The organism is Nannocystis bainbridge (assembly GCF_028368995.1).
Classification (GTDB): domain Bacteria; phylum Myxococcota_A; class Polyangia; order Nannocystales; family Nannocystaceae; genus Nannocystis; species Nannocystis bainbridge.
Genome location: NZ_JAQNDL010000001.1, coordinates 1,742,123 through 1,768,497, shown reverse-complemented (window position 1 = coordinate 1,768,497; position 26,375 = coordinate 1,742,123). Strand labels below are relative to the sequence as shown.

The window sequence follows — 26,375 nt, the reverse complement described above, 5'->3', positions numbered from 1 at the left end:
AGCGGTGTTTGCTGCGAAGCGGGGCGCGCGGGCCGTTCGCTGCGAAGCGGGAGGCCGAGCTCGCGGGCCCGTTCGCTGCGTGTCAGGGCCGACGCGGCGACTCGCGGGCGGTCACGCCTTCGCGCGCGGGCCCGTTCGCTGCGGATCAGGGCCGACGCGGTGACTCGCCGGCGCTCACGCCAGCGGTCACGCCTTTGCGCGCGGGTTGGCGGCGGCGGCCAGCAGCTCGCGGGCGGGCAGACTGCCCACCGAGCGGGCCATCGGGCTCTTGAGGATCTCGCCCAGCTCGCGCAGCGAGAGCGACGGGAGGTCCTGCTTCAGGCGCTCGAGGACCGCGTGCGCCTCGAGGTTCTCGAGGGCGTCCTGGAACTGCTGTCGAATCCGCTCAATCGGGGTCACGGGTGCCACGGTACAACGTTTCACAGCTCCTGCGCATCATGCGCGGGTGGCGCCGAAACGCGCGTCTGCCGACGCCGGCGGACGGAGAGGGCCGAGTAAATTCCGCTGCCCCGCGGCGCCGCTTCGAAGCACGCGGCTCGTGGCGCTGGCGAGGACCTCGACGAAGATCGGCCTCGCTCGCCCGCGGTCCTCGGCAGGCGCCGACCTCGTCGGCCGCGATGCGATATGTCTCATGGGACATGTCGAAAAGAGAACCTCCTCGCGCCGGGTCGAGGGATCGCGGCGGTCATCACGCGCGGCGAGGTCGACGCCGCGCCGACGATCTTCTGCGAGTCGGAGATCCCACGCGCACGACCTCGGGCCGGCGAGCAGCGCGGGCTCGAATCGCGGTCGGATTGTGCATTGTTCATACTCGGGCAAGTAAGTACATGTTTTCGTGAATGGCGGCAGTGCCTGCGCCAATGCGGGCACCACGGCCTGGGCCGCGCGCAGGGCTTGCCGGCGGCCGGTCTCCGCAGTGCGAGGATGTGCCCGCCGTCGCACCCCCACCGCCATCGCCGGCCGGTCGAGCCCGCTGGAATGGCCATTGTCTGCGCTCGACTCCGCGCTGCCGCATGCGAAATGCGGGGGGAAGTTCGCCGTTCGGGCGACCGCGGCGCGGCCGTGGGGATATCCTCACGCCATGTCCCGCGCCGGCGAAGCGGTCGAGGTCACCCTCTTCGAGGGCGAGACCTCGCGGCTCGTGCGGGTGCGGGGCGGTCGCCCGGTCTTGCGTCGCGAGTGGCGGGTGCCGGTCGACGCGTCGCTGGTCGCCGCGCTGGCCCGCGAGGTCGAGCTCGGCGAGCAGCTGCCGGCCGGGTTCATGAAGCCGCGGCGGATGGTCCGCGAGCCGCGGCCCGCGGTCGAGTACGACGATTTTGGCCTCGACCCGCTGGCGACCGCGTCGCTGCCGGCGTCGGCGGTCGTGCGCGTCGGCCTGCGCGTCGCCGAGATCCTCGGCGAGCTGCACGCGCGCGGGCTGCTTCACCTCGAGCTGCAGCCCCCGCACATCTTCGCCGACGCCGGGCACGACGAAGTGCGCCTGCTCGGCGGGCCGGCGCTGCGCGAGCCCGGGGCGCCGGTGGCCGCATTGCCCGTCGCCGTCGATCACGCGGCGCCCGAGCAGCTCGGCCGCGCCGACCTCGTGATCGGCCCGCACACCGATCTCTACGCCCTCGGCGCGTGCCTCTACCAGCTCCTCACCGGCGTCGCGCCGTTCGCCAGCGACGACCTGCTCGAGCGCGTGCACGGCCACATGGCCCGCGCCCCGATCGCCCCCGAGCGGCTCGCCGACGACGTCCCGCCGGCGCTGTCGCAGGTCGTGCTCAAGCTGCTGGCCAAGTCACCCGACGCTCGTTACGCCTCGGCCGCCAGCGTCGCCCACGACCTGCGGCGGATCCGGGCCGCGCTGACCGGCGACGCCCCGCTCGTCGACTTCATCCCCGGCCGGCGCGACCGCGGCGGCCGCTTCAGCCTGCCCGATCGCCTCTACGGCCGCGACGTCGAGGTCGCCGCCCTGCGCCAGGCCGGCGAGCGGGCCGTGCACGGCGGCACCGAGGTCGTGCTGGTGCGCGGCGCCGCCGGCGTCGGCAAGACCGCCCTCGTGCACGCCCTGCACACCGCCATGCACGCGCTCGGCGGCCGCTTCTTCGCCGGCAAGTTCGACCAGACCCGCCAGGCCAAGCCGTACGACGCCTACATCCAGGCCCTGCGCCCCGCGGTGCTGCGTCTGCTGGCCCAGAGCGACGCGTTCGTCGGTCACTGGCGGACCGTGGTGACCGCGGCGCTCGGCCCTCACGCGCAGCTCGTCGTCGAGGTCCTGCCCGAGCTCGAGCTGGTGCTCGGGCCCCAGCCGCCGGTCTCGACCCTGCCGCCGGCCGAGGCCCAGGCCCGCTTCGAGGCCGTCTTCATCCACCTGCTGCAGGCGCTCACCTACGACGGGCGGCCGCTCGCGCTGTTCCTCGACGACCTCCAGTGGGCCGACTCCGGCTCGCTCCGGCTGCTGCGCGCCCTGGCCACCGATCCGGGCACCCACCACCTGCTGCTGCTCGGCGCCTATCGCGGCGGCGATGTCGAGGCCGACCACCCGCTGCGCATCGCCCTGTCGCAGATCGAAGCCACCGGCGCGCGGGTCACCGCGCTGCTGATCCGCCCGCTCGATCCGTCGCAGATGCAGCGCATGGTCGCCGACGCCCTCGGCGACCAGCCCGAGCGCGTCGCCCCGCTCGCCACCCTGCTGTGGGAGAAGACCCGCGGCAACCCCTTCTTCGCCGGTCAGCTGCTGCGCTCGTTCGCCCAGCGCGGCGCCCTCCGCTGGGACGACGACGCCGAGCGCTGGCGCTGGCGCGAGGGCGCGGTCCAGCCGGTCGACATCCGCGACGACGTGGTCGCCTTCCTCGACGGTCGCCTCGACGACCTCGGCGGCGACGAGCGCGAGCTGCTGCAGGTCGCCGCCTGCCTCGGCAGCCGCGTGCGCAGCGACGCCCTCGCCTGGGCCCTCGGCCTCACCGCGGCCGCGCTGCAGGCCACCCTGGCCCCGCTGGTCGACGCCGGCTTGCTGGTCGCCACCGACGACGGCGTGCGCTTCATCCACGACCGCGTGCAGCAGGCCGCGCTCGCCAGCATCCCGGTCGACGCGCGCCCGGCCCTGCACCTGCGCATCGGCCTCGCGCTGCACCGCGGCCTCGGCCCGGGTGCGCTCGAGGAGCGCCTGTTCGAGGTCGCCGTCCAGCTCGGCCTCGGTTTGCCCGCGCTGCTCGACCCGGCCCAGCGGCGGCAGATCGCCCACCTCGAGCTGCGGGCCGCGCTGCGGGCCGCCGCCGCCGCGGCTCACGACTCGGCCCGCGTGTACGCCGAGGCCGCGGTCGCGGCCGCCGGGGAGGCCGCCTGGTGCGACGACCCCGAGCTGGCCCTGAACGCTCACCTCGCCGCCGTCGAGGCCGGCTACGCCACCGGCGACTACGCCCGCGCCGAGGCCCTCGCCGCCGTCGCCCTGGCCCGCGCCCCCGACCTGCTCGGCCGCGTCCGCGTCGCCCGCCAGCAGATCGCCCTCTACGCCATCCAGAGCGATCAGATGCCGCGGGCCATCGACACCGCCCTGGCGATCCTCGACCGCCTCGGCGTCCCCTTGCCGCGCACCGCCGCCGAGCTCGCCGGCGAGACCGAGCGGCTGCAGCGGGAGCTCCGCTTCACCCCGGCCGAGATCGACGCCCTCGCCGAGCGGCCTGACCTCGTCGACCCGCGGCTGTCGGCCGTCGTCGAGGTCCTCGGCGACATCATCGGCCCGACCTACTGGACTCGCCCCGAGCTGCTGCGGCCGATCATCCTCACCATGATCGCAGTCGCTCGCAGCCACGGCGTCTCGGCCCCGATCGCCTATGGCTGCTGCCTCAACGGCCTGCTGCTGTGCAGCGCCCTCGAGCTCGACGCCGGCCACGCCTTTGGTCGCCTGGCCCAGCGGCTCGCGGCCCGCTTCGACGACCTCCAGATCCGCTGCCGCGTCATCAAGGTGTTCGGCTCGCACATCCAGGTGTGGAAGGAGCCGCTGCCGCAGGCGATCGCCACCCTGCGCCGCGCCTACGAGCTCGGCCGCGAGACCGGCGCTCACGAGTACGTCGGCTACGGCGGCGCCGAGTTCTGCATTTATACCCTGCTGCGCGGCACCCCGCTGCCCGAGCTGCTCGCCGCTGCCGAGCCGATCGCCGCCGAGCTGCGCAAGATCCGTCAGGACCTCGCCAACTTCTACCTCGCGCTCGCCCTGCAGACCGCGGCCAACCTGCGCGGCGAGGCCCAGGACCCGCTCCGCCTCGACGGCGCCGTCCTCGACCGCGAGCGCGCCCTCGCGGCCTTCCGCGCCAGCAACTACCGCATGTTGCTGTTCTGCCTGCACATGTTCGAGGCCATGCTGGCGCTCCACTTCGGCGACTCCGAGGCGGCCGGGCGCAGCAGTCGCGCGGCCGACGAATTCCTCGACGGCGTGGTCGGCATCCTCTACCCGGCCGTGCATCGCTTTCACGACCTGCTCGCGCGCCTCGGCGTGCGCCGGGCCGGCGCGGGCGCGGCCGACCTGGCGGTCGAGCTCGAAGGCGACGCCCCGCTGGTGCGCTGGGCCGGGTCCGCGCCCGAGACCTTCGCCCACAAGCTCGCGCTCGTGCGCGCCGAGGCGGCGCGGGTCCGCGGCGCCGACGACGAGGCCAGCCGCGGCTACGACCGCGCGATCGACCTCGCCAACGCCCACGGCTTCGTCCACGAGGCCGGCCTCGCCTGTCGCCTCGCCGCCGCTCACCACGGCGCCGCCGGGCGTTCGCGGGTCGCCGCCGCCTACGCCCGCGAGGCCAGCGATCGCCACGCCGCCTGGGGCGCCACCGCCATCGTCGCCGGGCTCGCCGGCGCCTGGCCCGAGCTGCGCCGAACGGCCGCCCCGGCGACCGGCGAATCGATCGACGTGCTGGCGGTCATCCGCGCCAGCCAGGCGATCAGCCGCGAGCTCGACGAGGCGCGCATCGTCGACGCCACCATGGCCACCGCCGTGCGCATCGCCGGGGCCGAGCGCGGGTGGCTGCTGCGGCGCGAGCCCGACGGCTGGCGCGTGTGGGCCCGCGGCGGCGTCGAGGACGAGCAATTCATGTGCGAGCCGAGCCCGCTCGGCGGCGACCCTGGCGACCCGCCCGCGGCCATCATTCAATACACCGCGCGCACCCGGGCCCCGGTGATCGTCGCCGACGCCGCCCTCGACCCGCGCTTCGGCGACGACCCGGTGGTCCGCCTGCGCGGCACCCGGGCGGCCGCCTGCGTCCCGTTCCTGCTGCACGGCGAGCTGACCGGCGCCCTCCACGTCGAGCACAACTCCTTGCCCGGCGCCTTCACGGCCGAGAGCGTGCGCGTGCTCGAGGTCCTCGCCGCCCAGGCCGCGATCTCGGTGAAGAACGCCCGCCTGGTCGCCGAGGCCCGCGAGCAGCGGCGCGTGCTCGAGGAGTACTCGCGCACCCTCGAGGCCCGCGTCCTCGAGCGCACCCGCGAGCTGCGCCACGCCAAGGAGGTCGCCGAGGCCGCCACCGTCGCCAAGTCATCCTTCTTGACGACCATGAGCCACGAGATCCGGACCCCGCTGAACGGCATCCTCGGCATGGCCGGCCTGCTCGTCACCGTGCGCGGCCTGCCGCCGCAGGCTCACACCTACGCCCAGACGATCAAGAAATCGGGCGACATCCTGCTGTCGCTCGTCAACGACATCCTCGACTTCTCGAAGATCGAGGCCGGCAAGCTCGAGCTCGAGACCGCCGCCTTCTCGCCGCGCGAGTGCGTCGAGGAGGTCGCCGACATCGTCGCCGGCATGGCCCGCGAGCAGGCCATCGACCTCGCGGCGATCGTCGCCCACGACGTGCCCGCCGGGGTCCTCGGCGACGCCACGCGCCTGCGCCAGATCCTCCTCAACCTCGCCACCAACGCCCTCAAGTTCACCCCGCGCGGCGGCGAGGTCGCGCTCCGCTGCGAACCTGGCCCCGGGGACATGTTGACATTCCGCGTCCGCGACACCGGCATCGGCATCCCCGCCGACCGGCAGCACCGGCTGTTCCACGCCTTCTCGCAGGTCGACTCGTCGACCACGCGGCGGTTCGGCGGCACCGGCCTCGGCCTGGCGATCTGCCGCCGCCTCAGTGAGGCGATGAGCGGCCGCATCGAAGTCGTCAGCGAGCCTGGCCGCGGCTCCGAGTTCTGCGTCGCGCTGCCGCTGCCCGCCGTCGCCGCGGCGGCCCCGGGTCCCGCGCGCGAGCGGCCCGTGATCGCCTGGGTGCAGCTGCGCAGCGCCGGCCAGCGCGAGGCCCTGCGCGAGCTGCTGCGGGCCGACGGCGTCGAGGTCCACGAGGGCGACCGCGCGCCCTCCGGCCGCGCCATCCGCTTCGTCGACGCCGACGACGACGCCGCCCAGCAGCCCGACGTCGTCACCGTCGCCCCGTGGCTGCGCGACGACGCCGACGTCGCCCTCGGCGCCCCGCTGCGGCGGGCCCAGGTCCGGGCCGCGCTCGCCCGGGCCCTCGGCGAAGCCGCGCCCGTCAGCCCGGGCGGCGACGGCGGCCCCGACGAGCGCCTGCGGGCCGCCAGGGCGCGGCGCAAGATCCTCGTCGTCGAGGACAACACCTTCAACCAGATCGTCGCCACCCACTTGCTCGACCACCTCGGCTACGGCCACGAGGTCGCGGGCAGCGGCGCCGAGGCGCTCGAGAAGACCACCGGCACCGTCTACGACCTCATCCTCATGGACTATCAGATGCCGGAGATGGACGGCATCGAGACCACCCGGCGGATCCGCGGCGGCGGCTCGCCCAACGCCGGCACCCCGATCCTCGGGCTCACGGCCGCGGCCTCCGGCGCCGACGCGCGGCGCTGCCTCGACGCCGGCATGGCCGAGGTGTTGACCAAGCCGTTGCCGATGCACCTGCTCGAGGGGGCGCTCGCGCGGCACCTCGAGGGCGCCGGCTTGGTCGGCGCGCGGGAGCCCGAACTCGCTGACGAGCCCGCCATCATGGCGACGTCCGGGCCGGGGCTCGGCGCCGACGAGCTCGCCGCGCCAATCACCACGTCCGGGCCCGGGCTCGCCGACGAGCTCGCCGCGGCACCGCCGCCCGGGCTCGAGCTCGCCGCCGACGAGCTCGCCGGCGTCCTCAGCCAGTTGCACGCCATGGCCGGCAGCGACGCCGACGAGCTGCGCGAGCTATCCGGCTTGCTCGGCGACTCGCTGCGCGGCTCGAGCGAGGGCCTCGTCGCCGCTCTGGCCGACGCCTCGCGACCGCAGCTGCGGCTGCACGCGCACACCCTCAAGGGCACGGCCGCCACCGCCGGCTTCGCCGCGATCGCCGCCACGGCAGCGCGGGTCGAGGCCGCCAGCGCCAGCGCGGCCCTGGCCGATCTGCGCGCCGACATCGACCACCTCGCCGTCGCCGTGCGCGCCGCGATCACGGCCCTCCGCGCGCGCCTCCCGGACAGGGTCCCGCATGCATGACAAACCACCGAGCAGGAGCTCCGCCATGCCAGCCAAGATCTTGGTCGTCGACGACGACCTGTGGATTCAACGAGTCGTCCTGGCGGCTCTGCGCGACCAGGACTACGCGCTGACGACCGCCAGCGACGGCACCGTCGCGCTCGCCAAGGCCATGGCCGACCCGCCGGACCTCGTCATCTCCGACGTCATGATGCCGGGCATGAGCGGCTGGACCCTCGTCACCCGCGTGCGGGCCACCCCGCGCCTGGCCCTGACCCCGTTCATCTTCCTCACCGCGCTCGACTCGGCCGAGGACAAGCTGCAGGGCTTCCGCCTCGGCGCCGACGATTACCTGCCCAAGCCGTTCCGCCCCGAGGAGCTGGCGGCCCGCGTCGCCAGCGTGCTGCGCCGCAGCCAGCACCTCCACGGCGCCGCCCGCGAGCAGGTCCGCGAGGTCACCCCGACCAGCGCCCGCGGCTTCAACGGCAACCTCGAGGACATCGGCGTCGCCTCGCTGCTGGTGCTGCTCGAGATGGAGCGCAAGACCGGGCTGCTGGTGCTGCACCGCGACCACCCCCAGGAGCGCTGCCGCCTGTTCCTGACCCAGGGCCGGGTCGTCGACGCGTTCATGGACGTGGGCCCGGAGGCCCGCCACGTCGATACCGTCTACCACGCCCTCCAATGGTCGGCCGGGCAGTTCGAGTTCCGCGCGCTGCCGGTCGAGATGCGCGACCAGATCGGCAGCTCGATCACCGCGCTGCTGCTGGAAGGCGCCCGCCGCATGGACGAGTCGAGCCGCGACGACGGGATCGAGCTGCCCGAAGGCGACATGCTGTGAAGCACGGCCCTGGCCCCCGCCGGAGCCGCCTACGGAGGGGTTCCTGGACGAGGAGGGTAGTGATGATCTTCGCCCTCTTTTCGGCGGCGTGCGGGGATGATCCGCCGCGTGATGACGGCGGTGCCGACAATTCGACCGCCGATGCTTCAGTCATGTCTGAAACGATGCCGGGCTCCACGACAGCCGCACCGGAGCCCTGCAGCTTGGTTCACGAGGGCAAGCTCATCGTCACCGACAGCACCGATTTGGCGGCCCTGGAGAATATCGGTGTCGTCGAAGGTGACCTTCGCATCCTCTTCGACGAGAGCGATCAGCGGGATCTCTCGTTCCTGAAGTGCATCCATACGATTGATGGATCGCTGGATGTTCAGTATAATACACAACTGGAGTCCACCGAGGGCTCGGAAGTCTTCGGGAGGTTAGTGCGATGATCGTCCAGGGGAATACGAATCTCAGGACAGTCGCTGGTTTCGACGAACTGCGTGACCTCGTCGGGATTTCTTTTTTCGACAACCCGAAAGTCGAATCGATCCATCTTGAAGCGCTGGAGACGTTGGTTTGGATCAGGATCGGTGTCTGCGCGGACATGTTCGCGGACGCTAACAACCTTGCGCTTGGCGACCTCGCCGGGTTCGGCGCTCTCAGGGCGATCGAGCGGATCACGCTGGATGGGAACGAGGCGCTGATGTCGGCGGAGATCCTCGACGCGCTGGTGGCGAATGGCGCTCCGGCGCCGAGCCGGGTGACGATCCGCTACAATGCGCTCCTCTCCGAGGAGAGCGTCCATTTGGCACTGGACGAGCTGGGCGTCGTGCAAAGAGACGTCTGCGGGAACGCAGGAGGCAACCCAATATGTGTTTGCTTGTTCGGCAGTTGAGAGTCGGGCGTTCGCTGTGCCGCGTGCAATAGCGAAGATACGGAGGCTTCGAGATGGCCTGGTGGGGGCGATGACCTCGCTGCGGCGGGGTTCGCATGCAGTGGTGCCAATGCATCGCGGACCGCGTGCGGACGGAATGCATGCGACGCGGGAGAGCCGGGGCCGGCGAGTGTCAACGCTCAACGGCTCGAGCCGGCCAGGCGTTCGGCCGCGGCGTCGAGCGTCTGGTCGTTGCCGTAGCCGGCCCACGGGTCCTTGCGCAGCGCATCGAGGCGGGCGGGCACGTTGAAAATATTCCACTGGTCGCCGGCGGTGAGCTTGTCGAGCTCCGTCCAGGCCAGCGGCACGCTGACGCCGAGGCCCGGCCTGGCCCGCGCCGAGAACGCTGCCACCGTGGTCGCCGTCTGCCCGTTGCGCAGATAGTCGACGAAGATCCGCCCGCGGCGGTTGCGGGCGCCGCTCTTCGCCACGAACAGGGCCGGCAGCGTGGCGGCCAGGTGCTCGGCCACGGCGCGCGAGAAATCCTTGACCTGGTCGAAAGACCAGGTCGGTCGCAGCGGCACGACCACGTGGAGGCCCTTGCCGCCGCTGGTCTTGAGGAAGCCGCGCAGGCCGAGGAGCTCGAGGATCGCCTTGGTCAGGCGCGCGGCGTCCTGCATCACCGTCCAGGGCACGCCCTCGCCGGGGTCGAGGTCGAAGATGACGCGGTCCGGACGCTCGAGGTCCGGCGCGGAAGCGTTGCCGGTGTGGAACTCGATCACGTTCATCTGCGCGGCGGCGACGAGGCTGTCGGCGCTGGCGATCTCGAGCGGCGCCGGGCGGCCCGGGCGACGCGCCGCGAGCGGACGAAACCCCGGGAGCGAGCCGGTCTCGCCGTGCTTCTGAAAAAACTGCTCGCCCGCCACCCCGGTCGGCGCGCGCACCAGGGACAGCGGGCGCGCGGCGAGGTGGGGCAGCATGGCCGCCGCCACTGATTCGTAGTAGCGGACCAGGTCGAGCTTCGTGGCCCCGCTCTGCGCATCGACGATCCGCTCGGGGTGGGTGACCTTGATCGCGGGGGCTCGCGGGGAATCGGCCGTCGCGCGCGCATTGGCGGCGCCTGACGGGCCAGCGCTTACACGGGCCCGCGCTCGCTCGCTCGTCGCGCGCGCGGCGACGGTACCTGGCGAGCCAGCGCTGGCACGAGCGCGCCCTCGTTCGCTCGAAGCGCGCGGGGCAACGTCTGGCGGGCCTGCGCTGGCACGGGCTTGCCCTCGTTCGCTCGAAGCGCGCGCCGCGACGGCAGCCCCTCTCGCGGGTGTACGCGCTCGCCCGGACGGGCTCGCCTGCGGCCGCTCGCGCACGATCGTCGCCGGGTCCTTGTCGGTGCGCAGCCCGTGAAACACCGGGTGACGCACGCGGCCGTCGCTCGTCCACTCGCTGAACGACACCTCGGCGACCAGCGCCGGCCGCACCCAGTGGCCCTTGACGTCGCGCGGCCGGTCATGAAACGGCGACCGGTCGACCGCGAGCGCGCGCAGTCGGGTGAAGATCGTGCGCAGCGCCTTGTCGTCGAAGCCGGTGCCGACGCTGCCGGCGTACACGAGCTGGCCGTCGTCGTCGTGGACCCCGAGCAGCAGCCCGCCGAAGCCCGTGCGGCTGCCCTTCGGCTCGGTGTAGCCGCCGACCACGAACTCCTGGCGCAGCGTGCACTTCAGCTTGATCCACGCCGGCGAGCGCGACGACGTGTAGAGGCTGTCGGCGCGCTTGCCGATGATGCCCTCCAGCCCTTGCTCGCAGGCGCTGGCCAGCAGGCGCTGGGCGGGGCCGGTGAGCGTCTCGCTGAACCGCAGGTGCTCGCCGGGGCGGCGGACCAGCAACAGCTCGCGCAAGAGCTCGCGGCGCTCGACGAGCGGCACGCGGCGGAGGTCGTGGCCATCGAGGTGGAGCAGGTCGAAGGCGAAGTAGACGATGTCGTCGGCGCTGGCGTCGTCGAAGGCGCGCTGCAGCCGCTGGAAGTCGGGCCTGCCCCTGGCGTCGAGGACCACGATCTCGCCGTCGAGCCACGCCGCCGAGAGCTCGAGCCGCGCGAGCTCGTCGCGCAAGGGGCCCATGCGCGCGGTCCAGTCGTGGCCGTTGCGGGTGAACAGCCGGACGTCGTCGCCGGCGATCCGCGCGAGGATCCGGTATCCGTCGAGCTTGCTCTCGTAGATCCAGCCGCTGCCCGCGGGCGGCGCGGTGACGGCCGTGGCCAGCTGCGGCCGCAACGAGGGCGGGAGCGGAGCCTTCGTGCCGACCTCCGCCCCGCGCTCGATTCCGACCCCTGGCCCCCCGCGCCCGCGCCATCCGGCCGGAAGTCTTGTCGCGCAGCGCAGCCGCGGGACGCACCGCCGCAAAGGCCCGCGTGCGAGCGCGCCGGGGCACAGCGAGCGCATGAAATCGCGCGTGTGGTCGACGACGGCGCGATCGCCGATACCGCGCCTACGGGGCACTGGCTGCCGTCCGTGCGCGTTTCCGCGAGATCGGCCGCGAGCGAGGTCGCGCATGCGATCTGTCCCGAGAGACATGCCGAAGTGCGACGAGCAGCCGCGCCGTGCCGCGAGTCGAGAGCGCCGTCATGTTCTTGTGGAGATATAAAACTGTCCGAAGAGACATGTCGTGCCGTCGCGGAGCGAGACGCGCGCCGCGTACGACCGGCATGGCGCCGCCGCGGGGATCTCGTCCGGATCGGCCGCCGGTGAGCGAGGGGGGGGAGCGCGACGCGGGCCCGCGAGCGTGAGGAGGGCCCCTCGGCGCGTGAGAGCTGGAGGCGCGGCCGCCCCTTCGAGCAGCAGCGGACACGGCCATCCAATCAGGACGACGCTGATGGCACCCACGCCCTCATCCGCGGCCGCAAGACTCCGACTCGTCCACAACGTTCAGCGCGCCCGGGAACGCCTCGTTGACGCAGCCATCGTCTTCATTGAGTTCGACCTCGTCTTCCAATTCGGCGTGATGGTTCCGGTCATGTTGGTGCGGGCCCATGCATCCGTGCGCGCTGTCACCGAAGTCGACGAGCCCCGCGGCGACGGCCGCCGACTCGACATCCGCCGCCGGCCCACGATGGTCGAGACGCCGCAGCCGCGACGAGTGAGACCCCGAAGCCGGGGCATTCGCAGTACGCTCGCCCGCGATGGCCGAACGCAGCAAGCAGACGCGGGCGAGCGCGCGGACCTTCGCGCTGGTCGCCGGCGCCGCGCGCACGGCGGTGGTATTTCGTCGCGGGCCGAGCAAGCAGGTGCAGATGCTGCGCTGGGACCTCGCGCGCGACGTGGTCACGCCGGGCCAGTGGCTCTCGGGTCGCATCTACGACGAGCGCTGCGGCATCTCGCCCGACGGCCGGCTGGTCGTCTACTTCGCGGGCAAGTTCAAGACCAAGATAGCGACCTTCACGGCCGTCAGCCGCCCGCCGTACTTCACCGCGCTGGCCCTGTGGCCCGACGGCAGCACCTGGGGCGGCGGCGGTTTTTTTGAAGGCAACCGCAGGCTGATCCTCAACTATGGCCGGGTGATCACCGAGCTCCATGACCACAGCACGGTCCCGCCCGACTTCGAGATCGGTCACATCACGGAGTATCGCGCACGGCGCGGCGCGAACACCCCCGAGTCGTCGCAGGGCTGGACGCTGACAAATCGCGGCGTCGACGGCGTGCCCGGCCCGGATTCGACGATGCGCGTCGTGTTCGCCGAGCCGTGGACCTTCGAGAAGCAAAACCCGGTGCATCGGCGCTTGACCCTCGAGCGCAGCTGGCTCGGCATGTTCGAGGTCAACGGTCCGGGCAGCGTCTGCAGCTATCGCCTGGTCGAGCGCAGCGGCGCAATCGAGCGGTCGTCCGAGGCGCTGGGCCAGCTCGACTGGGCCGACTGGGACCACGACGGCTCGCTCCTGTTCGGCGCCGACGGCTGCCTGTTTCGCCGCTCGATGGTCGCCACGCGCACCGGCGGCCGGCCGTCCGCCGCGCGCATCGCCGACCTGCGCGCCAGCGTGTTCACCAACGTCTTGCCGCCCGACAGCGCGCGCGAGTGGCCATAAAACGGGCAACGTGTTCTCACTGATCGACCCGACGTGCCGTGTTGGAGCGCGGCTCGCCGGCATGAGCCGACGATCTGTCGGAAGACACGCCGGCGCGGACTCGGTGAACCATCGACGCGCCGCGAACGTGCGCGCGTCGTGCCGCGAGCGGCGGTTCGCTGGCACGCGTCGACGCGCTGCCCGAAGACATGTCGTCGCTCCCGCCGTGCTTCGCGTCGGCCACCAGCGGCTCGCGACCTCTCGCGCATCACGGGCGGCCAGCTCGATCGCCTCGTGACACAGGGAGTCGTCGCGCGGCAGCTGTGAAGATTCGGCTCGCGGCGCGTCGGTCGACTCGTAGGAGTGGGCGCGAGGTGGGCCGCGTCGGACTGTGCATAGCGGGCTTGCGTCGGTTTTCGGGGCTCCCGCCGATTATGTGGGGTGCAGGGGCCACAAACACGGGAGGCAAACTCGAAATTAACGAGCCTCGATAGCTTTGTTAGTTAGACGAAAATCGTCGACAGTCGGTCACAGTCGGTCAAAGTCGAAGAAAAACCGCGCATAGTTCGCAGTTAACGTCGTTCTTTACGGGATCTTGATGCCCTGTAGCGTTCTCCTGACGTCCTCTTGATCTGATCATTGCGAAGCTTATCGAGCCAGCCGAGGGGTCCACCATGCTCAACCAAATCGCCACTTCCGGGAATGCCAGCACCTCCACCTCTTCGTTCGGTGGTGCCACGACCGCGCGGTACTTCCGAGAGCTCGCCGATGTCACGGTGATGGGTAAAGACGAGGAGCTCGTCGCCGCGACGCGCCTCATCGAGCTGCGCAAGACCATGTGGGCCGCCTTCCTCGCCTACCCGCCGTTCGTCTCGGCGATCTGCGCCCTGGTGGCCGAGCGCCTGTCGGCCGAGTCGGTCCCGCCGGCCGTGCTCGAGGCGGTCGAGAAGACCTCGCGCGCCCTCCGCGACCGCGTCCTCAAGAGCCACGAGGAGGCCTTCACCGCCGCGCGCAACGCCCTCATCGAGCGCCTCGTGTTCGCCGACGTCGACAGCGTGGTGGCTGACTCGATCCTCGCCGACCTCACCGGGCTCGAGAGCGACCGCGGCGTCGCCACCAACATGAAGGTCAAGCCGCCGTACCGCGACAGCGCCCCGTTCGTCCGCTACGTCGCCGCCGCCCGCCGGGCCCACAACGCGGTGATGCTGGCCAAGAACGCCTTCGTGCGCTCCAACCTCCGCCTCGTGGTCGCCATCGCCCGCCGCTTCGCCCGCAGCTCGATCCCGCTGCAGGACCTGATCCAGGACGGCAACATGGGCCTGATGAAGGCCGTCGACCGCTTCGACCCGACCCGCGGCTGCCGCTTCGCCACCTACGCCGCCTGGTGGATCCGCTACGCCATCACCCGCGCCATCGTCGACACCGACCGCAGCGTCCGCCTGCCCCTGCACATGATCGACGCGTGCAAGAAGGTCAGCCGCGCCCGCCGCGAGTACGAGGTGATGTACGGCCGCTGCCCGACCGACGAGGAGCTGTCCTCGGCCACCGGCATCAGCATGGAGCGCATCCAGCGGATGAGCTGGTCGCTGATCGACCAGCCGCTGAGCCTCTCGCTGCCGGCCACCCGCGACGGCGAGGGCAGCCTGGCCGACACCCTGGTCGACGCGACCCAGGTCGCCCCGTCCGAGCTGATGGACTCGGCCGTCCTCCAGGACGCCCTGCTCGAGGTGTTCGAGAAGCTGTCGCCGATGGAGGCCGACATCCTGCGCAAGCGCGTCGGCATGGACGGCGAGCCCGAGCTCACCCTCAAGGAGATCGGCGCCAACTACTCGCTGTCGCGCGAGCGCATCCGTCAGCTCCAGGAGCAGGCCCTGCGCAAGCTCCGCTCGGAGTTCGAGCGCCGCCAGCTGATGTAATCGAGACTCCCTGGCCGAACTGACCCCACCGCGAGCCGGTCGCCCCTCACCCCTGGGCGACCGGCTCGCGGCATTTAATCCGGTCGCGCGAAGCCGCCGCATCGCTGGCGAAGCAGCCCGCTCTGATCCTCAGCGAACGCGAACCTCGGCAGCGATCGTCGCCGGGTCGATCTGTGCGCGAGGACGGACCGGCGCACGCAACTGCATCGGCAATCGCCGAGCTCGACGTGACCCGGGCCGCTGCAGCGAGCGACGAGCGAGCTGCGCGCGACGACGGACTCGCGCGGCGACGGCGGTCGGCGATGCTCAGAACGCCACGCGAAGGCCCCCGAGACCGACCTGGACCGGGCGAGCGCGTCGGTGCCGGGTCAGCTTGACGCCGAGCACGGCTGTCGCCGCGATCGAGCCGGTGCAGACGACCGCCATGACGATGCCCGTGGTCATCATCGGATCTGGCGGGCATCTTCCGACGCAATCGAAGCTGGGATCGCTGCTGCCCGACAGCGGGATGAGCGCCGCGGCCGAGACCAGTGACACGCCCGTCAACACGCCGAAAAGCCCGGTCCCGAACTTGAGCCGGCGCTCACGCTGCTCCCACCCGAGCTTGATCTGCTTGTCGCGCTGCGCGAGCTCCCATGCGTCGAGCGGTGGACCCTCGGCCTGCGGCGGCGGGGCGGGGGCGACCAGGGACAAGACAAGGGGCAGCGCGATCCAAGCCATGCTCCGACGATGAGCGACCCGCGGACCCGCCGTCAACCTGCAGGCGGCGCGGCGCGGCGCTCGGTGCTGCTCGCTCGTTCGACGACCCATCAGCGTCGCGCCGGAGGGTGGTCGGCGAAGCCGGCCCGACCCGCGCGATGAGTCACTGCGCCGAGCTTCGACGGCTGCGACGGGCGCGCCGACCGGGACGAGGCCGGTCACCAGGTCGATGCTCCGAAGACCGCGAGCAGTCGCGCCTCTCGAAGTCGGCGCTGCCTCGGGGGCAGCGCCGCCGTCGTTCACGCCGCGTCGAGCGCGTGCTGCATGTCGCAGCGGGCCAGCAGCTCGTCGCTCTCGACGCTGTCGGTGACGACGAGCAGGGTCCACGGGCGGGCGCGGTCGAAGACCCAGTCGAGCAGGGCCGTGCGCTGCGGCGGGGTGAGGTCGAGCCGGTCGAGGCCCTGATCGATCAGCAGCAGGCGGGGCTGGGTGACCAGCGCGCGCAGCAGCACCACCCGGCGGATCTGCGCCTCGCTCAGCTGGCCGCCGTCGCCGTCGGGCAGCAGCTCTTGATCGAGGCCGCCGGGCAGGGCGAGCACGGTGGTGCGGAGGTCGACGAGGTCGAGCAGCTCGTCGAGCTCGGTGTGGTCGCCCTGCCAGTCGGGGCCGACCAGGTTCTCGAGCAGCGACGCGCCCACGAGCTCGCCGCCGCGGACCAGGGCCACCTGCCCGCGCAGGCTGTCGAGCTCGAGCTGGGCGACGTCGCGGCCGTCGAGGCGGCCCGCCAGCGTCACCGGCGGCTTGCGGTCGTAGAGCCCGTAGAGCAGGTCGAGCACGCGGCTGTGGCCGTCGTTGCCGCCGACCAGGCCGACGCGCTGGCCGGGCTCGATCGCCAGCTGCGTGTGTTCGACGCTGAGGTCGACCGCCATCGGCCCCGCCAGCGTCGGCAGGACCTCGCCGCCGAGCGGCTCGAGCTTGGCGTCGAGCGTGCGGCCGAGGGTCTCGATCGCGGCCACGCCCTCGTAGATCGGGTCGAGCTGCTGCCCGAGGCCGCGGACCCCGGCGCCGATCTGCGACACCAGCACCGACGCCGCCACCAGCTGGCCGAGCGTCAGCTCGCGCGAGATCACCAGCCAGCCGCCGATCGCCAGCACGCCGACGGTCGCCAGCACCTCGAGCGCGGCGCCGGTGACGATGTGGCGCAGCAGGGTCGAGTAATAGCTGCCGCGCGCCTGCAGCCAGTTGCGCACCAGCACCTCGCCCTGGGCGTCGGCCAGCGCCCGCCCGCGCGGGTTCGAGAACGCGATCCGCATGTTGCCGATGTCGTCGATCCAGCCGAACAGCGACCACTTGGTGTGGGACTCGTAGACCGCGCGCCCCTCGGCGCCGAGGCCCGCGAGCATCACGAGGGCGATGCCGACCAGCAGCACGACGTCGAACGCGAGCAGCAGCGGGTGATAGAACGCCAGCAGCACCAGGCTGGCCCCGCTCACCATCGTCAGCGAGGTGCCGTCGAGCAGCAGCGACCAGAAGTCCTTCTGCAAGATCGGCATGTCCATGTAGCGGTTGCACAGCTCGCGGTTCGAGATCTCCTGCCGCGACTCTCGCGAGGCCCGGGACGTGCGGCGGATCCAGTCGGCCACGCCGCGCACCCACAGGCGGCGGTAGATCCGCTCGGCGACCGTGAACTGCATCACGCGCAGCACCGCGATCGCGCCGAGGGCCACCATCAACATGACCGAGAGCATCAAGATCGGCTGCGCCAGCGCGTTGACCGAGATGGTGTTGACGAGCGCCTGGGCCGAGATCGGGACCGCCAGCGAGACGACCGCCATGACCGCGCCGTAGACGCTGATGACGTACACGTCGCGCTTCTCGAGCACGAAGGTCCGCATCAACCGGATGAACTCGGTCGGCGGGAACGACAGCGGCGCCAGCATCATCCGCGGCTCGATCGCCAGCCACGGGTGGCTCGGGCGCGGCGCTCCGCGGGGCTGCATCCACGCCATCAGCTCGGCCGGGCGCACGCGCTGGCGGCGTTCGCTGCGGCCGTCGATCACCACCAGGTCGAGCGCGCCGCGGCGGGTCCCGAGCAGCACGACCCAGCGGCCGCCGATCAGGGAGAACGCCGGGGCATCGAGGGCGCACAGGCGCGCCAGGTCGTCGGCGGTCTCGATGTTGAAGCGGGCGGCCTTGAGGCCCGCCTGCTGGACCGCCCGGGCGGCGCCGACGTCCCACGCCTCGAGCCCGAACGCCTCGCGAGGCGCGTGCGTCGGCGGCGGCGCGAGCTTCTGCTCGGTCGCCGCGGCGAGCAGCTGGAACACGCGCGCGGGGATCGGTGCGGCTTCATCCACGCTGGTCTGCAGTGTCGGCTCCACGGATGACCTCTCGAACTTGCGGATTGGCGGAAGGGCTCACGGCGCCACGGACTGGACGCCCCGCCCGAGCGAGACCTCGAGCGTCGCCTTGGCGACGAAGTAGTCGGCGACGGCCTGGATCTCGTTGTTGGCCGCGTCGGCGCTGGCGACCTCGCGCAGGTTGACGAGCAGCAGGTCGCCGGCGCCGAGCTGGAACCGGCGGTACTCGGAGGCCGCGAGCTGGCGTGACAGCTCGACCTCGCGGTTGGCCAGGCGGGCGCGGCGGTAGGCGGCGACCAGCGCGGAGTGGCCGTCGCGGATCGCCACGGCGATCGTGTCGTCGAGGAAGCGCAGCTCGGCGGCGACGCTCTCGGCGGCCGCGCGGGTCGCCTCGAGCTGGCCGCGGGACGCTCGCAGCGGGATCGGGATCTCGAACAGCAGCGAGACTACCGCGCCGTTGCGGGTGAAGGCCGGGATCAGCGGCCGGCCCATGTAGCGCGAGGCCCAGGCCGACAGCTCGACCCGCGGCGCGCGCTGGTTCTTGGCCCAGCGCAGCTCGACCTCGGCCTGCGAGCGGAGGAACATGCGGGCCTTGCGGTCGGGCCGGCGCTCGAGCGCCTCGCCGATCTCGCTCTCGATGTTGCCGCCGGCCTCCGGGCTGACCATCTCGGGCAGGCGGCTCGGCAGGCGGTTGGGGTCGGGCACGACCGGCTGGCCGTTGGCGTCGCGCAGGTACAGCGACAGCTCGAGCCCGGCCTGCTGGAACGCGCGCTCGGCCGTGACCACGCGGCCCTCGCGGTCGAGGATCAGGCGCTGGTTGTCGACGCCGGCCAGCGGGTCGAGGGCGCCGAGCTCGATGCGCCGCTGCAGCGCCTCGTCGCGGGTCTGCGCCAGGTCGAGCAGCATCATCTCGATCTCGAGGCGGAGCCCGTTGGCGACCCAGGTCCAGTACTTGGTGGCCGCCTCGATCTCGAGCTCGAGCAGGCGGGCGTCGCGGGCCTCCTGCATGCGCTCGGTCTCCATCTTCGACTGGCGGATGTTGGCGCGCCGGCGGTCGATGCTGCGGTCGCGCCACAGCGGCAGCGTGAGCCCGGCCGTCAGGGTGCCGGCGGTCGAGCGCACGTCGCGGCTGCCGACGCGGTCGTCGATGTCGAGGATGCTGTCGAGGGTGGTGTTGTAGTAGGGCCGCCGGCCGACGCCGACCTGCCAGCCGACCCACGCGGTCATGCCCCACAGCGGCGTCGGCTGCTCGACGCGGGTGTCGAGGATGGCGTTGCGGAACATCGGCTCGAGCGTGGCGCGGCCGCGCAGGACCGGGTCGTAGGTGCCGCGGGCCGAGCGGGCCTGGCCCTCCGCGCCGCGGATCCCGAGCTCGGCGGCCTCCATCCGCGGGTCGCGTTGCTCGACGCTGTCGAGCACCTCGGCCAATGTCAGCACCCGGCCGCGGCGCTCCTTCGGCGCGGCCTCCTCGGCCCGCTCGCGCGGCTCGGGCTCCCACGCCGGGGTCCGCGGCGGATCGCGCGTGGTGTCGCGTGTGGTGTCGCGCGAGGGGTCGCGGGTGGCCTCTCGCACCGGGTTCTCAGGGATGGTGGCCGGCGTGCGGCCGCGCGGGACCGGGGAGGGGGTCGGGGCCGTCGGGGTCGGGGCCGGCGCGAGGCCGGGGGGCGGGGTCGGGGCCGGGGTTGTCCGGGTCGAGGCCGTCGCGGGCGGGGTCGCCGCGGCTGCTGCCGAGACGGGCACCACCAGGCCGGCGCCCAGGAGGGCCGCGCTCGCGAGTCGCAGGGTTCGCGTCGACATCTCACGTGCTCGTTTGGGAGGGTTGCGACTCGGGCGGGGTGCCGAGGGCCGGCGGGAAGCCGTTGATCTGGCGCCACAGCTCGAAGCCGAGGCGGACGCGCTCGAGCAGGACCCAGCCGTTGGCGCGCACGCCCTGGCGCAGCCAGCGGCTCTCGGGCCACGGCAGATCGTCGGGATCGGGCAGCACGACGACGCGGTAGCGGCCGTCCTCGCTGGCCATGGCGTCGACGAACACGACCTCGCCGCCGAAGGTGCCGACGGCGACCGACGGCCAGCCGACGAACTGCACCGCCGGCCAGCCCTCGAACTGCAGGCGGACCTTGCGGCCGGCCGAGATCAGCGGGCCGTCGCGGCCGGACGCCCACAGCTCGACCGCGGTCGCGCCCATGTCGGGCACGAAGGTCGCGATCACGTCGCCGGCGGCGACCATGTCGGTGCCGTGGCGGCCGACCAGCTTGAGGACCGTGCCGTCGCGCGGGGCGACGATCTTCATGCGCCGCTGGCGGGCGAACCGGACCTCGAGCTGGACCAGGTCGGCGTCGGCCGCGGCCATGTTGCTCTCGGCGTCGGCGAGGGCGCTGCGGGCCTCCTGGATGGTCGCCTGGGCGGTGGTGGCGACGGCGTCGGCGTCGGCCTCGAGCGCCCCGATCTCGCGCTGGGCGGCCTTGTACTCGGCCTTGGCGGTGTCGAGCGAGGCCGAGCTGGTGTCGACCTCGAGCCGGGCGAGCTCGTGCTCGCGGGTCGAGGCCAGGCCCTCTTTGAACAGCGCCTCGGTGCGGGTGAGGTTGAGCTTGGCGGTCTCGTTGGCCGAGACCGCGGCGTCGACGGCCCGCTGGGCGGCGTCGAGGCGGTCGTGGCCCATCTTGGCCCGCAGCCCGGCGGACGACGACTGGGCCGTCTCGCTCATCTCGAGCGCCGCGATCTTGGCCCGGTTGACCTCGACCGCGCTCTGCGAGGCCAGCCGGCGCGACTCGATCGCCAGGCGCTCGCGCTCGAGGCGGGCCAGGATCTCCGGGTCGTTGTCGCTGATGTCGGCGATCGGGTCGCCGGCCTTGACGTGCGAGCCCTCCTCGACGTGCCAGGTCTGCAGGCGGCCGTCGATCGGCGCCTCGATCGAGGTCTGGCGGTCGAGCGGGGCGTAGGCGATGACGCGGCCCTGGGTCGGCACGCTCTGCTGCCACGGCACGACGATCAGCGCCGCGGCCCCGAGGACCAGCGCGAGGCCGAGCAGCATCACCGCGACGCGGGTGCTGTGCGGCTGGCGGACCGACAGCAGGCTGGTGCGGGTGGTGTCGAACAAGGGGGTCAAATGGGGTGCGCTCATCGCTCGCTCCCTCCGATACGGATCGCTTGTTGTTGGTCGCAGCGGGCCAGGATGTCGCGGCTGTGGACGCTGTCGGTGACGACGAGCACGGTCCACGGTCGGCGGCGGTCGAAGATCCAGTCGAGCAGGGCGGCGCGCCGCGGGGCCGCCAGGCCGAGGCGGTCGAGCCCGAGGTCGAGCAGCAGCAGCCGCGGGGCGGCGATCAGGGCTCGCACCAGCACGACCCGGCGGACCTCGGTCTCGGTCAGCGGACCGGCGTCGCCGTCGGGCAGCAGCTCCTCTTGCAGGGCGTTGGGGAGCCGCTGCAGCGCGGGCTGGAGGTCGACGAGGTCGAGCAGTGTATCGAGCTCGGAGGCGTGGCCGGTCCAGTTGGCGCCGACGAGGTTCTGCAGCGCGGTGGTGGCCACGATCTCGCCGCCGCGGACCAGCGCGACCTGGTCGCGCAGGCTCTCGAGCTCGAGCAGGTGCACGTCGTGGCCGTCGAGCCGGGCCGACAGGTTCGGCAGCCAGGTGCGGCCGAAGAACCCGTAGATCAGGTCGAGCACGCGGCTGTGGCTGTCGGTGGCGCCGACCAGCGCCGCGCGCTCGCCGGGCTTGAGGGCCAGGACCACGGTGCCGGCGTCGTCGACCAGCTCGAGCCCGAGCGGGACGGGGCGGCGCGGCAGGACCTCGCCGCCGCTCGGCTCGAGGTCGGCGTCGAGGGCCTTGCCCATCGACGCGACCGAGGCGATGCCCTCGTAGATCGGGTCGAGCTGGCGGCCGAGGCGGCCGACGCCGGAGCCGATCTGCGACACCAGGACCGAGGCCGCCACCAGCTGGCCGAGCTCGAGCTCGCCCTGGATCACCAGCGAGCCGCCGATCGCCAGCACCGCGACGGTGGCGATGACCTCGAGGCCGGCGCCGGCGATCACGTGGCGGAGCAGCGGCTTGAAGTAGCGGCCGCGCGCGTCCAGCCAGTCGCGGATCAGGAACTCGCCGCGGCCGTCGGCGAGGGCGCGGCCGCGGGGGTTCGAGAAGGTGAGGCGGCCGCCGGCGACCTCGTCCATCCACGCGAACACGGCCCAGCGCGCGCTGGCCTCGCGCTTGGCCCCGGCGGTCGCGCCGATGCCGGCGAGCAGGACGGCGCCGATGCTGAAGATCAGCACCGCGTCGAAGGCCAGCAGGACCGGGTGGTAGAAGCCCAGCAGCACCAGGCTGGCCAGCATCACCAGCACCAGCGACGAGCCGTTCAGCAGCAGCGCCGCGACGTCTTTTTGCAGCATGGCGACGTCGAGGAAGCGGTTGGTCAGGTCGCGGGTCGAGGCCGACTGCCGGGCCGCGCGCGACGTCTGGCCCATGCGCCGGATCCAGTCGGTCGCGCCGCGCACCCACCAGCGGCGGTGGATCCGCTCGACGGCCACCAGCTGCAGCACCCGCAGGAACGCGACCGCGCTCAGCGTCAACGCCAGCAAGATCGCCAGGATCACGATCTGGTCGAGCATCGCCGTGGCCGAGATCGTGTTGACCAGCGCCTGGGTGGCCAGCGGGACGGCGAGCGAGGCCGCGGCGATGGCGACGCCGTAGACGAGCACGACGTAGATCCCGCGGCGCTCGAGCCGGAGGGCCCGCAGCAGCCGGCGCGCGTCGGTCGGCGCCTGCGTCAGGGCGGCGTACATGAGCTGCGGCTCGACCGCCAGCCAGGTCAGCGGCCAGGTCGCGCCGTGGTCGGCGAGCCAGCCGGCCAGCGCCGGCCCGCGCAGCGGCAGCACCTGCTCGCCGAGGTCGTCGACGACGCGCAGGTCGAGCACGCCGGCGCGCTCGCCGAGCATCAGGAGCCAGCGCTTGCCGACGCGGGTGACCGCCGGGGTCTCGAGCGTGCGCAGGCGCAGGAGCTCGCGCGGGCCGTCGAAGGCGAAGCGAGACGCCTTGAGCCCGGCCCGGCGCAGGGCCTTGGCCGCCGGCCCGAGCCAGTCGCCGTCGTTGAAGCGGACGCTGCGGGCGGCCTCGTGGGCCAGGTGCAGCGACAGTCCGTGGCCGGCGCTCTCCGCGAGGAGCTCGAGCACGCGGGCGGACACTCGCGTTTGGTCAGTCATCGAAGGGTCGATTTCGGGCAAGGCTCGGGCGTGGCCCCATGCGTCGGGGGGCTCGTTGTCGCAGGAGTGGTGACGGCCCAAGGCGCTGTCGACGGCACGTCGATGCGGCATGGCGCGTATCACCCGAAGGGTGGCCAGGGACCTGGTTCTCAGGCTGTCGTCGTCGGCTGCGATTCGCGGACTTCGGCGGTCACGGAGCGTAGGGCTCCACGAGCGTCACGAAGTCAGCCGACGGCCGGCGGGCCACGCGCGTGCTGACTGCGAATACGGCGCATCCCGGCGGTCACGCTCGTTATCGGCGTCGGCCACGGGTCCCATGCGTGATCGACCACCATGACAGGGTCGAACCGCACGGGGTCCGGGTTGCTCCGATCGCGGCGCGGCGAAGGCACGGAGGACTGCTCGTGCCGCGAGACCAGGGAGCCGTCATGCTGCCCCGCGACGGAGACGGTGCTGTCATCAGCGCCGTGCTCCGCCGTCCAGAGCGAGTCCGGCGCGGCAGAAAACAGGAGCGTGAACGCTGCGATGAGCAGCGCCAACACCGATCTCCCCTTTGCAGCCGCGGCCGAGGCCATGAACTGCGTAAAGATACCACAAAGGCGACGCCAGCCGAAAGCAGCTTCGTCACGGCGAAACGTCAGGGTGTGCGGCAGGCGTGCATTCGGTCCTCGCATGACCGGCTCCTCGACGCCTCTCGTGAGGTCCTGATCGGACAAATGTCGCACCAGTCCGCGCGAGGTTTCACGACCACAAGACGGGCCCATGGAACCATGTCGCGCGCGAGCGAGCAGGACCGCGGCAGACGCGAAGCACGGGCGAGTGTACGCGAGCGCGATGCCACATCCACCGCCCGATGCAGGCTGCCGGGGTGAGTCGAGATCGTGCCAGTCGGCGCCGTGGACACTGACGCGAGTCGGCCGATCTGCGGGGGTCCCGCTCATCACAAACTCGGACGGTCCAGGTCGGTCGTGTGACGATGCGGGCGAGCGACTCGGAACCAGCGCGCTGGAGTGATGACAGCGCGCGAGGCGAGCGCGGCGACCCGCGTCCTCGCAAGCGCGCGAGCATCGAGCGAGGCGAGCCGGCCGCCACGCCTTCTCATGTGCGGGCACGCCGACGCCGGCGCGCATGCCCCTCAATCGCCGAAGCACATACGAACATGTCCCAAGAGACATATTGCCATCGAAGCCCGAGGGCGCCGAGCACGTTGCCTGGGAGGGCCCCGCCGTGGCGAGGGACCGCTACGCCGCTCCGTGCCCGCCGTCACCCAGCTCTCCAGACCCCGCGTCTTCCGACGCGCATCGATCTCAGGCAGGCTCGCCTCGTGGACCTTCGCCGCCGTGGCTGGCGCGATGGGCGTCGAGCCAGCGGCGCCCCGCGGCCTCGTCGCGGGCGAACTCCAGCTCGAACTGCTTGTTGCCGACTATCCGCACCGCCTGGTACAGCAGGCTCGTCAACGTGCGCGCGGCGAAGTTGGCCCCGTACAGCGCGGCGGCGGTGGCGATATTCGTCTTGCTCCACTCGCCGATGGCGCGCCGCGCATCGGCCGGGATGCCTTCGAGCTGGGTCAGGTCGGCGAGCAGGTAGGCCCGGCCCGTCTCGCGCTGGACCTGGCCCACGAGCTCGAGCATCTGCGTGGCCCGGCCGAGGTCGAGCGGGCCGCAGATCTGGAGATGGACGATGTCCCCCTCTCGCGTCAGCCGCATGGTCCCGCTCGAGCTCGACGCCATGATTGCAGGCACTGTACCACGGGCCGACGGGCGCCGCGGGGCGCGACTTCAGGACTGTGCCAGGAGGGCGCGCGGAAGTCGTCGCGGAGTCATCGCTGCGGCCCGCTCACCCGGGGATCGGCGGCGGGGGCACGAAGCCCTGGACGATATACACGTGGTCCGGCTGGGCCTCCCACTGCAGGAAGATGTAATCGCCGGTCTCGGGCTCGAAGTACGAGCCCCACGGGTTGACGAACGACTCGAAGAACGGCTTGTGCGAGTCGACGATCGGGTCGCCCTCGGCGTCGACAGCGTAGGAGGAGACGCGGCGCGGCTGGGTCAGCCACTCGGTGACCATGATGCGCTGCTCGGGGAACCCGGGCGAGCCCGCGGGGATGTACGCGAACCCGCCGGGGCCGCCCGGGAGCTCGACCGTCTTCTCGACCGGGGCGATGTCGTAGGACGTGCCGTTGTAAGTGATGTCGGCGCGGTACCACGAGCCCATCACCGAGTTCTGTTGCATGTACGGGTAGCCCATGATCCGCAGCATGCCGGCGTCGGGGTAGCCGGGCGGCACGAAGTTGAGGCCGCCCGGGCTCCACGTGGCCTCGACGCCGAGCGGCCCGAGATCGATGGTGCTGGCCAGCGCCGGGGCGCCAGGCACGATCTGCGACAGCATGTTGGTCGGGTAGTGCGAGATGAACACGACCCCCTTCGGGCCATTGGTCATCAGGTCGAGGTAGGGCGAGCCGAGCAGCTTCACCGCGCCGCCCCCGAAGCCGATGATGTGGCCGCACGGGCCACGCTCGAGCGGCACCACGTGCAGCTCGGCGGCGTCGACCTCCGAGGGACCGACGACGTAGGCCATGAGCGGATCGTCGGGGAACACGACGAGGCCGCCGAGCCGCGGCAGCACGCCGCCGCCGTCCCTGGGCACCGGGCCGAGGTCGTAGGCGACGTAATCGGCGGCGTACTCGGCCGCGAGCACGGCCTCGGGCCCGGCCGGGGTCGGCAGGACGTCGAGGCAACTGCCAGTGGTGCCCTCGGTGTCGAGGGTCGTGCTCGCGCCGGTGGTCGTCGTGCTGGTCGCGTCGGTCGTGGTGGTCGCGACCGGCCCGGTCGTCGCGGTGTCGTCGGTGGTGCCGGTCGGCAGCGCGGTGGTCGAGGAGGTCGAAGACGTCGAGGACGTCGAGGTCGTCGGCTCGCTCGTGGGGCTCGCGGTCGAGGCGGTGCCCGGCTGCGTCGTCGCGGTGCTGTCGCCGCGGCCGCCGTCGTCGCCGCAACCGGTGAGGACGAGGCCGGCGGCGATGCACGAGGGCCCGAGGAGGCGCACGATCAT

16 protein-coding genes are annotated in these 26,375 nt (G+C 72.4%); 6 read left to right on the top strand and 10 right to left on the bottom strand.

Going from position 1 to position 26,375, the window contains the following annotated elements; genetic code table 11:
• Positions 1-186: 186 nt before the first annotated feature.
• On the bottom strand, positions 187-399 hold the full coding sequence (locus POL25_RS06840; RefSeq protein WP_272085092.1) for a hypothetical protein: 213 nt from the start codon (positions 397-399) through the stop codon (positions 187-189).
• Between the two features lie 682 nt (positions 400-1,081).
• On the opposite strand from POL25_RS06840, the gene POL25_RS06835 reads away from it, so the two are divergent.
• From POL25_RS06835 to POL25_RS06820, 4 genes are all read left to right on the top strand, one after another.
• On the top strand, positions 1,082-7,438 hold the full coding sequence (locus POL25_RS06835; protein WP_272085091.1) for an AAA family ATPase: 6,357 nt from the start codon (positions 1,082-1,084) through the stop codon (positions 7,436-7,438).
• Positions 7,439-7,463: 25 nt separating this feature from the next.
• Positions 7,464-8,255, top strand: a complete 792-nt coding sequence (locus POL25_RS06830; protein WP_272085090.1) for a response regulator — start codon at positions 7,464-7,466, stop codon at positions 8,253-8,255.
• A gap of 62 nt (positions 8,256-8,317) precedes the next feature.
• Positions 8,318-8,686 carry a receptor L domain-containing protein gene (locus POL25_RS06825; RefSeq protein ID WP_272085089.1) on the top strand — a complete coding sequence of 123 codons (369 nt, stop codon included), beginning with the start codon at positions 8,318-8,320 and terminating at the stop codon, positions 8,684-8,686.
• Complete coding sequence (locus POL25_RS06820) at positions 8,683-9,132, top strand: hypothetical protein (protein ID WP_272085088.1); 450 nt, start codon at positions 8,683-8,685, stop codon at positions 9,130-9,132. Before POL25_RS06825 ends, POL25_RS06820 begins: the two co-directional genes overlap by 4 nt.
• Positions 9,133-9,311: 179 nt before the next feature.
• Here the strand turns inward: POL25_RS06820 and ligD are convergent, their stop codons facing one another.
• Positions 9,312-11,378, bottom strand: coding sequence for a DNA ligase D (gene ligD, locus POL25_RS06815; protein WP_272085087.1), 2,067 nt, complete (start codon positions 11,376-11,378; stop codon positions 9,312-9,314).
• A 905-nt stretch (positions 11,379-12,283) separates the two neighbouring features.
• Here ligD and POL25_RS06810 point away from each other — a divergent pair.
• A complete protein-coding gene (locus POL25_RS06810) occupies positions 12,284-13,183 on the top strand; it encodes a hypothetical protein (RefSeq protein WP_272085086.1) in 900 nt (299 codons plus the stop codon).
• A 653-nt stretch (positions 13,184-13,836) separates the two neighbouring features.
• Positions 13,837-15,078, top strand: coding sequence for a sigma-70 family RNA polymerase sigma factor (locus POL25_RS06805; protein ID WP_272085085.1), 1,242 nt, complete (start codon positions 13,837-13,839; stop codon positions 15,076-15,078).
• A gap of 306 nt (positions 15,079-15,384) precedes the next feature.
• Here POL25_RS06805 and POL25_RS06800 read toward each other — a convergent pair whose 3' ends face one another.
• The 8 genes from POL25_RS06800 to POL25_RS06765 all read right to left on the bottom strand — a co-directional run bounded on the left by POL25_RS06800 (position 15,385) and on the right by POL25_RS06765 (position 26,375).
• Positions 15,385-15,798, bottom strand: a complete 414-nt coding sequence (locus tag POL25_RS06800; RefSeq protein ID WP_272085084.1) for a hypothetical protein — start codon at positions 15,796-15,798, stop codon at positions 15,385-15,387.
• Positions 15,799-16,076: 278 nt separating this feature from the next.
• A complete protein-coding gene (locus tag POL25_RS44165) occupies positions 16,077-18,155 on the bottom strand; it encodes an ATP-binding cassette domain-containing protein (protein WP_272085083.1) in 2,079 nt (692 codons plus the stop codon).
• 36 nt (positions 18,156-18,191) lie between these two features.
• On the bottom strand, positions 18,192-19,706 hold the full coding sequence (locus tag POL25_RS06790; protein ID WP_272085082.1) for a TolC family protein: 1,515 nt from the start codon (positions 19,704-19,706) through the stop codon (positions 18,192-18,194).
• A gap of 226 nt (positions 19,707-19,932) precedes the next feature.
• Entirely contained in the window at positions 19,933-21,255 is a 1,323-nt protein-coding gene (locus tag POL25_RS06785) for an HlyD family secretion protein (RefSeq protein WP_272085081.1), read from the bottom strand.
• Entirely contained in the window at positions 21,252-23,327 is a 2,076-nt protein-coding gene (locus tag POL25_RS06780) for an ATP-binding cassette domain-containing protein (RefSeq protein ID WP_272085080.1), read from the bottom strand. The genes POL25_RS06785 and POL25_RS06780 overlap by 4 nt, the downstream gene beginning before the upstream one ends.
• A 224-nt stretch (positions 23,328-23,551) precedes the next feature.
• A complete protein-coding gene (locus POL25_RS06775; protein ID WP_272085079.1) occupies positions 23,552-24,001 on the bottom strand; it encodes a hypothetical protein in 450 nt (149 codons plus the stop codon).
• Between the two features lie 633 nt (positions 24,002-24,634).
• Entirely contained in the window at positions 24,635-25,057 is a 423-nt protein-coding gene (locus POL25_RS06770) for a hypothetical protein (RefSeq protein WP_272085078.1), read from the bottom strand.
• A 106-nt stretch (positions 25,058-25,163) separates the two neighbouring features.
• Positions 25,164-26,375 (bottom strand): hypothetical protein, encoded by a 1,212-nt coding sequence (locus POL25_RS06765; RefSeq protein WP_272085077.1) that lies wholly within the window; start codon positions 26,373-26,375, stop codon positions 25,164-25,166.